This window comes from Nocardia spumae (assembly GCF_020733635.1).
Taxonomy (GTDB): Bacteria; Actinomycetota; Actinomycetes; order Mycobacteriales; family Mycobacteriaceae; genus Nocardia; species Nocardia spumae.
Window position 1 is genome coordinate 5,149,464 of record NZ_JAJFZL010000001.1, and the last position, 12,102, is coordinate 5,161,565.

Annotated in this window: 13 protein-coding genes; 7 read left to right on the forward strand and 6 right to left on the reverse strand. The window is 68.4% G+C overall.

Annotation, left to right across the window (positions count from 1 at the left end):
• Positions 1–187: 187 nt before the first annotated feature.
• Complete coding sequence (locus tag LKD76_RS23115) at positions 188–754, reverse strand: NAD(P)H-dependent oxidoreductase (RefSeq protein ID WP_227983499.1); 567 nt, start codon at positions 752–754, stop codon at positions 188–190.
• Between the two features lie 215 nt (positions 755–969).
• Between LKD76_RS23115 and LKD76_RS23120 the strand changes: the two genes are divergently transcribed.
• The gene (locus LKD76_RS23120; protein ID WP_227985370.1) at positions 970–1,587 is read left to right on the forward strand and encodes a TetR/AcrR family transcriptional regulator; all 618 of its coding nucleotides are present in this window, start codon (positions 970–972) and stop codon (positions 1,585–1,587) included.
• A 9-nt stretch (positions 1,588–1,596) separates the two neighbouring features.
• Positions 1,597–2,442, forward strand: coding sequence for an NAD(+) synthase (gene nadE / locus LKD76_RS23125; RefSeq protein WP_227983500.1), 846 nt, complete (start codon positions 1,597–1,599; stop codon positions 2,440–2,442).
• A 3-nt stretch (positions 2,443–2,445) separates the two neighbouring features.
• On the opposite strand, the gene LKD76_RS23130 is transcribed toward nadE, so the two are convergent.
• On the reverse strand, positions 2,446–2,688 hold the full coding sequence (locus LKD76_RS23130; protein ID WP_227983501.1) for a MoaD/ThiS family protein: 243 nt from the start codon (positions 2,686–2,688) through the stop codon (positions 2,446–2,448).
• Positions 2,681–3,739, reverse strand: a complete 1,059-nt coding sequence (moaA, locus tag LKD76_RS23135; protein ID WP_227983502.1) for a GTP 3',8-cyclase MoaA — start codon at positions 3,737–3,739, stop codon at positions 2,681–2,683. Before moaA ends, LKD76_RS23130 begins: the two co-directional genes overlap by 8 nt.
• A gap of 354 nt (positions 3,740–4,093) precedes the next feature.
• On the opposite strand from moaA, the gene LKD76_RS23140 reads away from it, so the two are divergent.
• Genes LKD76_RS23140 through LKD76_RS23150 form a run of 3 tightly spaced genes read left to right on the forward strand, consistent with a single transcriptional unit; the run spans position 4,094 to position 6,838 of the window.
• Positions 4,094–5,299 (forward strand): molybdopterin molybdotransferase MoeA, encoded by a 1,206-nt coding sequence (locus LKD76_RS23140; RefSeq protein ID WP_227983503.1) that lies wholly within the window; start codon positions 4,094–4,096, stop codon positions 5,297–5,299.
• A 59-nt stretch (positions 5,300–5,358) separates the two neighbouring features.
• Complete coding sequence (gene moaCB, locus LKD76_RS23145; RefSeq protein WP_372466007.1) at positions 5,359–6,420, forward strand: bifunctional molybdenum cofactor biosynthesis protein MoaC/MoaB; 1,062 nt, start codon at positions 5,359–5,361, stop codon at positions 6,418–6,420.
• Positions 6,413–6,838 (forward strand): molybdenum cofactor biosynthesis protein MoaE, encoded by a 426-nt coding sequence (locus LKD76_RS23150; protein WP_227983505.1) that lies wholly within the window; start codon positions 6,413–6,415, stop codon positions 6,836–6,838. The genes moaCB and LKD76_RS23150 overlap by 8 nt, the downstream gene beginning before the upstream one ends.
• A gap of 15 nt (positions 6,839–6,853) precedes the next feature.
• Here LKD76_RS23150 and LKD76_RS23155 read toward each other — a convergent pair whose 3' ends face one another.
• Positions 6,854–7,291: a MarR family winged helix-turn-helix transcriptional regulator gene (locus tag LKD76_RS23155; protein WP_227983506.1), complete on the reverse strand. Its 438-nt coding sequence runs from the start codon at positions 7,289–7,291 to the stop codon at positions 6,854–6,856.
• 86 nt (positions 7,292–7,377) lie between these two features.
• Between LKD76_RS23155 and LKD76_RS23160 the strand changes: the two genes are divergently transcribed.
• Entirely contained in the window at positions 7,378–8,289 is a 912-nt protein-coding gene (locus LKD76_RS23160; RefSeq protein ID WP_227983507.1) for an LLM class F420-dependent oxidoreductase, read from the forward strand.
• Here the strand turns inward: LKD76_RS23160 and LKD76_RS23165 are convergent.
• On the reverse strand, positions 8,277–9,326 hold the full coding sequence (locus LKD76_RS23165; protein WP_227983508.1) for a CobW family GTP-binding protein: 1,050 nt from the start codon (positions 9,324–9,326) through the stop codon (positions 8,277–8,279). The two genes, LKD76_RS23160 and LKD76_RS23165, sit on opposite strands and share 13 nt — an antisense overlap.
• 74 nt (positions 9,327–9,400) lie before the next feature.
• Complete coding sequence (locus LKD76_RS23170) at positions 9,401–10,849, reverse strand: N-acetylmuramoyl-L-alanine amidase (RefSeq protein WP_372465919.1); 1,449 nt, start codon at positions 10,847–10,849, stop codon at positions 9,401–9,403.
• A gap of 715 nt (positions 10,850–11,564) precedes the next feature.
• Between LKD76_RS23170 and LKD76_RS23175 the strand changes: the two genes are divergently transcribed.
• Positions 11,565–11,969: an Rv1352/Rv1906c domain-containing protein gene (locus LKD76_RS23175; protein ID WP_227983509.1), complete on the forward strand. Its 405-nt coding sequence runs from the start codon at positions 11,565–11,567 to the stop codon at positions 11,967–11,969.
• The last annotated feature ends 133 nt before the right edge of the window (positions 11,970–12,102 follow it).

The window sequence follows — 12,102 nt, forward strand, 5'->3', positions numbered from 1 at the left end:
TCATTCCTCCTATTGGAAATGGTTTTCATATCCTATAGGACGGGGCGTCGGTCCCCTAGGACGCGGATCACGCCCGACCGCGCCCTCGGATCGGCGGCGGACCGACGAGACCCGCCGCGGCGACGCCGAGGGGCCGCACCACCGGGTACGGCCCCTCGAAACGGCGTGCAGCGCGCGATCTCCGCCGTCAGGCGTCGACCGACTGACGCGCGGCGGCCACCAGCTCGGTCACCACGGCGGCGAGCTGGGTCAGCGCCTCGGCATCATCGCGCGGGTGCGACTCGGCGAACCGCTGACCGATCGTGGCGAAGTGCAGATGCGCGCTCTCCACGACCGTGCCACCGGCCACCCCGGCGGCCTTGACGGTGTCACCGTGCGCCCACTTGGCGGCGTTCTGGCTGATCGAGGCACTGACCACGGCGATCGGCTTGCCCTTGATCGAGCCGGCGCCATAGGGGCGGGAAGCCCAGTCGATCGCATTCTTGAGCGCGGCGGGAATGGTGCCGTTGTACTCCGGCACGAACAGCAACAGAGCGTCGGCGGCGCCCACCGCGTCGCGCAGAACCTGCGCGGTCGCCGGAACCTGACCCGGAACGTCGATGTCCTCGTTGTAGAAAGGAATATCTCCGAGGCCGTCGAAGATATCGACCTGGACACCCTCCGGTGCGGTATGGGCGGCGGCCTCGGCCAGCTGCCGGTTGATGGAACCGGCACGCAAGCTGCCGACGAGAGCCAGAATGCGAGTCTGTGACATGATCACTCCTTGTGCGGTGAGGCGATGGCGTCCGCTTTCACGAGACGATAACCGGACTACAGTCCGTTTTCATTCCCGGGCCCTGGGGTAGCCGAACCGTGAACTGCGACACTCCGAGTTCGACACCGTCGAATTCATTCCGCTCGTCCGATCCGAACGCATCGGATCTGCCACTCGCCGCCGAGCCACGTCCCGGCGCGCTGCCACTCGAGGCCATCGAGGTGGAGATACCCGCCCACGCGGTCGTCACCGCCCTGCCGGTGGCCGAACACGCCGAACGCAGCGATGCCGCCCGGAATCGGCAGCTGCTGCTCGATGCCGCCGAGGCACTGGTCCGGGAGTTCGGGGCCGACGGGGTGACCATGGACGCGGTCGCCAAACGCGCCGGGGTCGGCAAGGGCACCGTATTCCGGCGGTTCGGGAACCGGGCCGGTCTGATGCTGGCCCTGCTCGACCAGTCCGAGCAGAAGTTGCAGGCCGCGTTCATGTTCGGGCCGCCGCCGCTGGGCCCGGGCGCACCGCCGATGCAGCGGCTGATCGCGTTCGGCCGCGCGCGGCTGGCCGGGATCGAGGTGGAGGGCGAAATGCGCCGGGCGGCAGACGAATCCGGCCGCTACGCCAGCGCCCCGTACAACATCTCCAAAACCCATGTGTCGCTGTTGCTTCGGCAGATCGGCGTCACCGGCGACATCACCCTGCTGGCCGATACCCTGCTGGCCAATCTGGACGCCGCACTGGTGCTGCATCAGATACGGGTCGTCGGTTATCGCCCCGAGCAGATCGCCGACCACTGGGAAAACGTGGTGCGCGCACTGGTGACACCCGCCCAGTAGAGTGAGCGCATGGGGCAGCTGCGCGAACAGATCATCGCCGAATTGGGTGTCGTGGCCGATATCGAGCCGAAGGTCGAGGTGCGGCGCCGGGTCGAATTCCTGGTCGAGTATCTGAGTTCCACCCCGGCATCGGGTTTCGTGCTCGGTATCAGCGGCGGCCAGGACAGCAGCCTCACCGGCAGGCTGTGCCAGCTCGCCGTCGAGGAGTCGCGCTCGCGTGGTCGCGACGCGACATTCGTCGCGGTCCGGCTGCCGTACGGCACTCAGGCCGATGCCGAGGACGCGCAGCGGGCGCTGGATTTCATCGGCCCCGACCGCACGGTCGAGGTCAACGTCAAACCGGGCGCCGATGCCGTGGCCGCCGCGACGGCGGAGGGTGTGCGCGAACTGCTCGGTGACGATGTACAGCTGCGCGATTTCGTACGCGGCAATATCAAGGCCCGCGAACGCATGGTGATCCAGTACGCGATCGCCGGTCAGCTGAATCTGGTCGTGGTGGGTACCGATCACGCCGCCGAGGCGGTGACGGGTTTCTTCACCAAGTACGGCGACGGCGGTGTCGACATCACACCGCTGACCGGTCTCACCAAGCGGCAGGGCGCGGCGTTGCTGCAGGAATTGGGCGCCCCGCCGAGTATCTGGGAGAAGGTGCCCACCGCCGACCTCGAGGACGACCGCCCGGCGCTACCCGACGAGGTGGCACTCGGCCTGAGGTATGCCGAGATCGACGACTACCTCGAGGGCAAGGACGTCACACCCGAGGTCGCCGAGCGCCTGGAGACGATCTTCCGTAACACCCGCCACAAGCGTGCGGTCCCCGTGACACCGCTGGACACCTGGTGGAAAGAGGGCTGACGCTCAACCACCCGCGAACGGTGGCAGGACGTCGACCCGCGCGGTCAGGTGGACGGTGTCGTCGCGGGTGAGTTCTTCGCCGACCAGGTAGGCGCAGACCTTGAGCATCGGATCGAGATCCGCACCGTAGGCGGCGCGCAACGCGGCGCGCAGGTCGGCGATCGTCGCCGCGTCGGGCAGGTCGAGTTGTTCGCTGGATTTGCCGACGACGTCGGCGATCGCGGCGAAATATCGGACCTCAACCACCGATGGCTCCCATCGTGCGTTCCGGGGGCACGAAGTCGGCGGCGTCGATGCCGTGTCCTGCCCACTTGTTCCACATCGCGCCACGCCAGCGCTGTGCGAGCTCCTCGTCGGTGGCGCCGGCCCGCAACAGTGACCGCAGGTCGTACTCCTGATCGCTGAACAGGCAGGAGCGGATCATGCCGTCCGCGGTCAGGCGGGTGCGATCGCAGTCACCACAGAATCGCCGGGTTACCGAGGCGATGATGCCGACCGTGGCGGGCCCGCCGTCGACCAGCCAGGTTTCGGCCGGCGCGGACGGATCGGTGCGCCCGGCCGCGGTGAGGGTGAAACCGACGCCGAGAACGTCGAGCAGTTCGTCCGCGGTGACCATATTCGCCCGCGCCCATTCGTGATCGGCGTCGAGCGGCATCTCCTCGATGAACCGCAGCTCACAGCCCTCGTCCAGACACCATCGCAGCAGATCGGCTGCGCCGGAGAGGGTTTCGCGCATCAGCACGGCATTGACCTTGACCGGCGCCAGGCCGGCGGCGTGGGCCGCGCGAATCCCCGACAGCACCGAGCCGAGCCGGTCGCGCCGGGTCAGCCGGGCGAATCCGGCGCGGTCGACGGTATCGAGAGAGACATTGACCCGGCCCAGGCCCGCGGCGGCGAGCGCGGCGGCGCGGTATTGCAGTCCGACGCCGTTGGTGGTCATCGCCAGCGGCGTTTCCGGCACCGCCGCGTGGCAACCGGCGACGATCCGTTCGAGATCGCGCCGCATCAGCGGCTCACCCCCGGTGAATCGCACCTCCCGCACACCCAGCCGCCGCACCGACAGCTCGACCAGCCGCACGATCTCCTCGGCCGAGAGCAACTCGTCGGCGGGAATGGCGGGCAGACCCTCTTCCGGCATGCAGTAGGTACAGCGCAGCGAACATTTCTCGGTGATCGATACGCGCAGATCCCGTGCGGTGCGCCCGAATTTGTCGATGAGCAGGTCGGTGTCGGGTCGTCCGTCCAGCGAGGGCCGCCCGCCCCGGACGGCGGGAATCCCCATGAGAACGACGGTCACTCCCCCATTATGGCCGCCACCCCCACCTCACGTCCGTGGAGTCACCGACTGTGAGCTCAACCGATTCCACATCACAGGCCGCCCCGCCGTCTCCTACGCCGCGATCGCGGAACCCCCGGAACCGATTCGGTGTGAAAGACCAGCAACCGAGCGAGGAACCGGCGCACCGCCCGCGGGACGCCGGCGCGGCGAAACACCGCGCACAATGAAAATCGAGCCCGGGCGCGTCGGACGGCGACACGCCCCCGGCCGCCGTCGAACCCGCCGGCCCTCGGCAGCGCCACCATCGGACCCGCCCCGGCGAAGCGGAGGCCGACGACACAGCCCGCGGGGCGGAGGCCGATAATCACCTCTATGAGTACCCGGCCTGCCGCGACTTCGGCTCGGTCCGTCGAGGACCATCGTGAGCGGATCGAACAGCTGTTGCGCCCGCTGGCGGGGCGCGAGGCCGAGCGGGTGGCTCTGTCCGCCGCGCGGGGGCGGATGCTCGCGGAGGATGTGCGGTCGCCGCTGGATCTTCCGGTGTTCCGTAATTCCGGTATGGACGGGTACGCGGTGCGGGCGGAGTCGGTCGCGGTGACGCCGGTGACGTTGCCGGTCGCGGGCGTGGTCGCGGCAGGGCAGGGCGGTCCGGACGGGCTGGCCGTGGGGACCGCGGTGAAGGTGATGACGGGTGCGCCGATTCCGCCCGGCGCCGACTGTGTGGTGCCGGTGGAGGACACCCGGGCCGAGGCGGATCGGGTACTGATCGAACGTGGCCGCAGCGCGGGCGATTTCGTGCGTGAGGCGGGGACCGATATTCGCCGCGGCGAGTTGCTGGTCGCGGCGGGGGCGTTGCTGTCGGCGCATCGGATCGCGGCGCTGGCGGCGGTGGGTTTCGGTTCGGTGCCGGTGGCACGGCCGGTGCGGGCGGCGGTGCTGACCACCGGTGACGAGCTGGTGGCCGCGGGGATGGCGTTGCGACCGGGCCAGATCTACAACTCGAACGGGATCGCCTTGGCGGCGGCGCTGGGCGCCAACGGGATCGATGTGGTGGATGTGTCGCACAGTCGCGACGATCCGGCCGAGTTCCGCCGCAAGCTGGCGGTCGCGACGGGCGCGGCGGATGTGGTGTTCACCTCGGGCGGAGTATCGCAGGGCGATTTCGAGGTCGTCAGGGATGTGCTCACCGAGGTCGGCGGGGAGTTCGGCGCGGTGGCGGTGCAGCCGGGCGGCCCGCAGGGTGTCAGTGTGGTCGACGGGGTTCCGATTCTGAGTTTCCCGGGAAATCCGGTGAGCACCATGGTGTCGTTCGAAGTCTTCGCCCGGCCGATCCTCCGGCGATTGACCGGCTTGCCCGAAGTGCCGAACAGCGAAGTGCCGCTGCTGGATTCGGTACGGTCCCCAGCCGGTCGGCGCCAGTTCCTGCGGGGCCGCCGCGAGGGTGCGGGCGTGCGGTCGGTATCGGGTCCCGGATCACATCTGGTGGCCGCGATGGCGCAGGCCGATGTTCTGATCGATATTCCGGCCGAGGTCACCGCGGTGGCGGCCGGTTCGCTGGTGAAGGTGCGCGAACTGTGAGCGATATATCGCACGGCGGCGAGGGCCTGTCGCATGTGGATGCCGAAGGCCGGGCCCGCATGGTCGATGTGAGCGCCAAGGCGGAGACGTCACGAGTAGCGGTGGCGGCCGGTGAGCTGCGCACGACGCCGCATGTGGTGGCCCTGGTGCGCGCCGACGAGATGCCGAAGGCCGATGTGCTGTCCACGGCGCGGATCGCCGGTATCGCGGGAGCGAAGAAGACCTCCGAACTGATTCCGCTGTGCCATCAGCTGGCGTTGTCGTCGGTGGATGTGCGGTTCGGTTTCACCGAGGATGCCATCACGATCGAGGCGCGGGCGAAGACCAAGGGGCCCACCGGTGTCGAGATGGAGGCCCTGACGGCGGTCGCGATCGCCGGTCTCACACTGCACGACATGGTCAAGGCGGTGGATCCGGCGGCGGTGCTCGACGGGGTTCGGTTGCTGACGAAGGAGGGCGGCAAGCGCGGCCATTGGAAGCGCTCCGATATCGCCGCCGAATCCGTTGCGGCCCAAGAGATCCCGGAATCCGCGGTGAGCGACGGAGCGCCGCGCGGGGCAGCGCCGGTCGTCGAGCACGAACACTCGGCGCGCCCGCATCGCGGCGACGAACCGTCGGCGCCCGGCTTCCCGCACTCGGACGCGGGTTCCCGTTCCGCCGTGGTGGTGGTGGCCTCCACCGGCGCCGCGGCCGGGACCCGGGTCGACCGGACCGGACCGGTGCTGGCGGATTGGCTGACCGGACTGGGCTTTTCGGTGCGTGGACCACTGATCGTCGCCGATGCCGAGATCGCGTCCGGTCTGCGGGATGCGCTCGACGGTGCGCCCGGGCTGGTGATCACCACCGGCGGCACCGGCGCCGCGCCGAGCGACGCCACCCCGGAGGCGACATCGGCCGTCCTGGACCGGGAATTGCCGGGGGTGGCCGAGTCGATCCGTCAGCGTGGGACCGCCGCTTTTCCCTTGGCGGCGTTGAGTCGTGGCGTGGCCGGGCTGTCCGGCAGTACGGTGATCGTGAACCTGCCCGGTTCGCCGGGTGGGGTCCGCGACGGGATCGCGGTTCTGGAACCATTGCTGGACCATCTGCTGGCCCAGGTCGCCGGAGGAGGGCGCCATGAGTGAGCACACGCCGCTCACCCGGATCAGTGATCAGCCGCTGAATCCCGACGAGGTCGAGCGAGCGGTCACCGGCCCGGAGCACGGCGCGGTGGTCGTCTTCACCGGTAAGGTGCGCAATCACGATGGCGGACAGGCGGTTTCGGCATTGGAGTATTCGGCACACCCGGAGGCGGAGAAGTTCCTGGCCCGGGTGTGCGCGCAGGTGTCGGCGGCCTCGGGCCTGCCGGTCGCGGCCGCTCACCGCGTCGGCGCGCTCACCATCGGCGACGCGGCGATCACGGTCGCGGTCGCGGCGCCGCATCGCCGGGAAGCCTTCGAGACCTGCGCCGAGCTGGTGGACCGGATCAAACACGAGGTGCCGATCTGGAAACGCCAGCTCTTCGCCGACGGTATGTCCGAGTGGGTCAACGCCTGCGGTTGACGCCGGCCGTACCGATCAGCGCGGCTGCGCGCCGCCGTCGGTCAGATTCGCTTCGATCCGTCGTAGCGTCCGCACCAGCCCGGAACGTTCGGCCGCGCTGAAGCCGATCAGCGCCCGTTCGGTCAGTCCGGCGCTTTCGGCCTCGATCTCACGCTCCAGTTCGCGTCCGCGCTCGGTCAGATGCAGGCGAACCAGCCGGCGGTCGGTGGGGTGCGGTTCTCGCCGGACCAGTCCGGCCGCCTCCATGCGCGTCGTCGCGCGGGTGACGGTCGGGGTCGCCAGTCCCAGCCGTTTGGCCACCTGACCGGGCGTGAGCCCATCCTCCTGCCACAGTTGCCGCAGAATGAACTGCTGCCCCTCGTACACGCCGTGCCGGGCGTAGGCAGTGGCCGCCGCCGCGGCGAGCGCGTGTTTGGTGGACCAGAAGGCCGTCTGGAAGTCGTCGTCGGTCATGGTGGGTTCAGCGTAGATGCCTTGTATTCATTAGCCGACTCACGTTATGGTCGTTACCCGGCTAACAAATCCGAAGGGAACACCTCGTGAAACTCGGCATCGCCATCACCGACTTCTCCTGGCCCATCCCGGGGGGCGACATCGGCACTGCCGTAGGGGAAGTCGCACGCACAGCCGACGTCGCCGGAGTCGACAGCCTGTGGGTGATGGATCACTTCTTCCAGATCGGCATCTCCGGACATCCGCCGGAATCACCCATGCTCGAGGCCTACGCGGCGCTCGGCTTTCTCGCGGGAATCACCACCCGCATCCGGCTCGGCACGCTGGTCACGGCGGCCCCCTACCGCCATCCGGGAGTGCTGCTCAAATCCGCGACCACCATCGATGTCCTCAGTGGCGGCCGGCTGATCTTCGGCGTCGGCGCGGGCGCGCCGTTCGATCCCGAGCCGATGGGCCCGCGCACCTCATTCGAGGCCGAGGGCCTGGGTATTCCGTTCCCGCGGCTGGCCCGGCGGTTCGAGCAGCTCGAGGAATTGCTGCAGATCGCACACCGCATGTGGAGCGAGGACGAAACGCCCTATCACGGAACACATTACAAGCTGACACGGCCGCTCAATTCACCGAACTCCGTCCAGCGTCCACATCCCCCGATCCTGATCGGGGGCAGCGGTGAACGCAAGACGCTGCGCCTGGTGGCCCGGTACGGCGACGCCTGCAACCTGTTCGACCTGCCCGGCACCGGCTACGCCGACAACCTGACGCACAAGCTCGAGGTACTGCGCCGGCACTGCCGCGATATCGGACGTGACCATACCGAGATCGAGACCACCGTCACCACCGCGCTCGATATCGACGCGGGCCGAACCGACGTCCTCGATCACCTGAAGCGACTGGCCGACATCGGCATCGATCACGTCCTGCTCGGGCCGAGGGGGCCGTGGACGGCGCGCCGCCTCGATCGGATCATCGAGCTGCTGCCCGATATTCACGCACTCTGATCGTCGATATCGCGCGGCACGTACCGCCAGACCGGCAGTAATGCCTCTTCGTCCAGCGGTTCCGGGCCGGTGTGGGTGGTGGCGTGCAGGCGGGTGACGGCGGCGTCGGCGTCGAGGCCGGAGCCGATGAGCACCAGCCGGGTCTCGCGACTCTCACCGCGCGACCACGGCGCCGGTTCGAACACCACATGACGGCCGACCATGTGCAGCAGGAACTTTCGATTCTCGCCACGCACCCCGAACGCGGCGGCGCCCTTGGCCCGGAACAGGCCGGCGGGCGGATCCTCCAGGAATCCGACCAGACCTCGCGGGTCGAGATCGGTGGCGCTGGTGAAGGATACGCTGTCGTACCCGTCGTGCAGATGGTGGTGATCCGGATCGTCGTGATCGTGGTCGTCGAGCAGTTCGTCGAACGACAGCTGTTGCGCCACTCGCGGCGTCGCCCGCTCGGGCACGTCGAACAGCAGCGCCGGATCGATACGTCCGTGTGCGGTCGAATGGACCGGTACCGGCCCGGCGATCCGCGCGAGCTGCGCCCGGAGCTCCTCCCTCCGCGCGGCCGGCACCCGATCGGCCTTGTTGAGCACGATCAGATCCGCGAGCCGCAGGTGGGCGGCGAGCTCGGGATGCCGGGCGCGGCTGTCGTCGAAGTGTTCGGCGTCCACCACCTCGATCAGTCCGCCGTAGCGCAGACGCGGATTGTCGCTGCCGATCACCATGCGGATCAGATTCCGGGGTTCGGCCAAGCCGCTGGCCTCCACCACGATCACGTCGATACGCTGCCGCGGTTCGGCCAAGCGGGCGAACAGCTCGTCGAGCTCGCTCACATCCACCGCGCAGCACACGCAGCCGTTGCCGAGCGAAACCATCGCGTCGACCTGTCCCGCGACCAGCATGGCGTCGATGTTGACCGCGCCGAAATCGTTGACCACCACACCGATCCGGGCCTCACGCCGTCGCAGCAGCCGGTTCAGCAATGTGGTCTTACCGGCCCCCAGAAATCCCGCCACCACCAGAACAGGTATGCGCCGATCCATTCCGGCGAGCTTACCCAGTCCCGGACACAGCCGTGCCCGCCCCTCGTGCGGGGGGGCGGGCACGGCGGGACGAATTACTTACTCGACCCCATGAGGGTGGAGACCAGGGTGTAGGCGAGATTGATCAATTCGGAATCGAGCGCGCTGTCGTCCATACCGAGCGATTTCGCCAGCGGAAGCAGGAACCGCATCGCCGTGCCGGTCAGACCGTTGGCGGCCGAGCCCGACCCGGGTTTGCTCTGCTGCGTCCCGGCCTGCCCGGGCAGGGCCTGCGCACTGGTTCCGGGGTTCGCCGGTTGCTGCGGTGCCGCACCGGAAGTGCCGGGATCGGTGGTCGAATAGGTGCCCGGCGCGGTCTGGTAGGTCCCGGGCGGCGAACTCGCCGGATTCGAACCCGCGATCCCCGGTTGCGCCGCACCGGGCGCGGCCGAGGTGCCCGGAGCCGCCTGGGTCGCGCCCGGAGCGGGTTCGGCGGGTACCGCACGCGGCGCACCTCGCAAGGCGTCGGTGGCCGAATTCTGTTGGGGTGCTGTCGAATTCTGCTGAGCGGCCCCCGGCGGCGCCGGATTCCCGGGCACCGCGGTCGGTGCTGTCGCGCCGGGCCAGGTCGCATTCGGCGCGGTCGCACCCGGTGCGGCGGGACTCTGCTCGGCCGGAGCCGACTGCGGCACATTCGCGGGACTGTCGGACGGTACCGGCGCCGGCGACGGCGCACCGGGCGCCGCTCCGATCAGATAGCTGACCAGACCGGTCGTGATGGCGATCGCATGCTCGAGTTGCCCGTCGGGCGACTCCAGCATTTTCGCGTCGTCGACATTGGCGCCGTTGCCCATCTCGATGAAGACGTCGGGCACCTGGGTAAGCGCCGGGCCCGCGATATCGGAACGGGTCTGCAGTCCGTCGACCGCACCGGCATAGTTCGCCGGTGTGAATCCCGCCTGAACGTAGGCGTCACGCACGGCCTTGGTGGCCACCTGTCCGGGGCCGGACTGCGCCTGATTCGCCGCGGCGTCGGGAATCGGCAGCTGGGGCACGATCAGATGGAAGCCGTGGTCCTGTTCGGGCGCCCCGTCGGCGTGAATACTGACCGCCACGGCGGCGCCCGAGCGATTGGCCGCGGCCGCGCGTTCGTCGACGCATCCGCCCCAGCCGGTGTCGTCCTGACGGCTCAGCACGACCTGCGCGCCCAAGGCCTCGAGCGACTGCCGGACCAGCTGGGCGACATTCCAGTTGATGGTGTGTTCGGGGACGCCGTTGCGGCTGATCATGCCGGTGGTCTGGCATTCCTTGGTACCGCCGCGGCCGTTGTCCACCTGTCGGTTGAGATCGCCCGGATCACCGGCGCCCTGATGGCCCGGGTCCAGGAAGACCGTCTTACCGGCCAATCTGGTCGACATATCGGGATCTGCGGGCGCAGGCGCAGCCGGTGCGGCGAAGGCAGCGGTGGGCACGAGCAGACCGGCCGTGGTGACCGTGGCGACGGCGAGCCCGAGTCCGGTCTTGATGATGCGTGGATGGTTCATGTTCGGACGGCGCACCCGGAGATGGGCACGCCCCTCCCTTCCCACTAGTAACATCAAACCCAGTGGTTCACTGTGGCAACGGTGGTACACATACGCAACCCCAGTTACCGAACCGTTACCCCCAGTCTGTCTGCGATCGCCGCCAATTCGACCTGGACACGACGATAGACGCACGACACTGCGGACACCATCGAGTCAACTGGCCATTTCAGAGCAATCTCACCGGACACGCCGGCACAGCCGGAGCCGAGATGGACAGAACAACCGGAAGGTTTGTGTCACTGAGCACATTCTTCCGAAAGTCGGACGGCGCGATCGTCATTGCCCGAATGTCGCTGACAGCCGTGAGATCGACATATTGCATTGCTGTCCAGCGACGTAGCCGAAAACAGCCGGAATGCCCGCCGTAGATCATTCGCAATACTAATTGAAATCTGAAACATAAGCCATGTTGCACGTGTCGTCGACGCTGCAGTACCTTCCCATCTCGCACCTCGGACGGATGCATCGTGTGAGGCGCCGTCCCCGTGGGCCCGAGGGGATCCCGCGGGGACATTTCGAAATCCGGCGACCATTTGTCGAATCTCCAGATATTTCACCGATCCGGTCCGGGGTCCCCCGAATTCTGATAAACCAAGGCCCCGGAAGATGCGGGGATCTTCTCCGGCCGCGATAGTCGATCAGCGGTCGTTGTGCGATGTCGAGGAGGACCGCCGTGCGTGGACGCACGTTTGTGATCGCCGGGGCCGTCGCGTCCACGGTGACAATGCTCGGATCGGGCGCCGCTGCCGCCGATCCGGCCACGAGCATTCCCGGTGACGGGCTCTACCGGGTAGGTGTCGATATCGCACCCGGGATCTATCAGTCCGCAGGGCCGGCGGATCCCGCGCACGCCTGCTCCTGGCAGCGGTTGTGGGAGATCGCCCCGCCCGGCGATACCGCCGACCCGAACAAGTACATCGTCGCCAGCGACGACACCCGGACCAATCCGGTGCGGGTGCTGATCAAACCGAACGACGTCGCATTCCACGCGAGCAACTGCGGCGGCTGGGTGATGATGCCGGCGCCACCGCCGACCGGCTCCTACGGGCCGGGCGGATCGTTCGGCGGCGAGTACTGATCCCAGCCGCTCCGGCGTGGCACGCCGACCTGGTGTGCCGCGCCGGATCCGGCCGTGGGCGGTGTTACTGTCCGCTGAGATCCGGGGATCGAGCGGAGGGATGTGATGGCGCGGTCGAGTCCGGTCCTGAGTC

Excerpts from the sequence above, each read along its gene's own strand:
- LKD76_RS23115 (WP_227983499.1), bottom strand. The coding sequence starts at position 754 with ATGTCACAGACTCGCATTCTGGCTCTCGTCGGCAGCTTGCGTGCCGGT.
- nadE (WP_227983500.1), top strand. The coding sequence starts at position 1,597 with ATGGGGCAGCTGCGCGAACAGATCATCGCCGAATTGGGTGTCGTGGCC.
- LKD76_RS23140 (WP_227983503.1), top strand. The coding sequence starts at position 4,094 with ATGAGTACCCGGCCTGCCGCGACTTCGGCTCGGTCCGTCGAGGACCAT.
- moaCB (WP_372466007.1), top strand. The coding sequence starts at position 5,359 with ATGGTCGATGTGAGCGCCAAGGCGGAGACGTCACGAGTAGCGGTGGCG.
- LKD76_RS23150 (WP_227983505.1), top strand. The coding sequence starts at position 6,413 with ATGAGTGAGCACACGCCGCTCACCCGGATCAGTGATCAGCCGCTGAAT.
- LKD76_RS23155 (WP_227983506.1), bottom strand. The coding sequence starts at position 7,291 with ATGACCGACGACGACTTCCAGACGGCCTTCTGGTCCACCAAACACGCG.
- LKD76_RS23165 (WP_227983508.1), bottom strand. The coding sequence starts at position 9,326 with ATGGATCGGCGCATACCTGTTCTGGTGGTGGCGGGATTTCTGGGGGCC.
- LKD76_RS23170 (WP_372465919.1), bottom strand. The coding sequence starts at position 10,849 with ATGAACCATCCACGCATCATCAAGACCGGACTCGGGCTCGCCGTCGCC.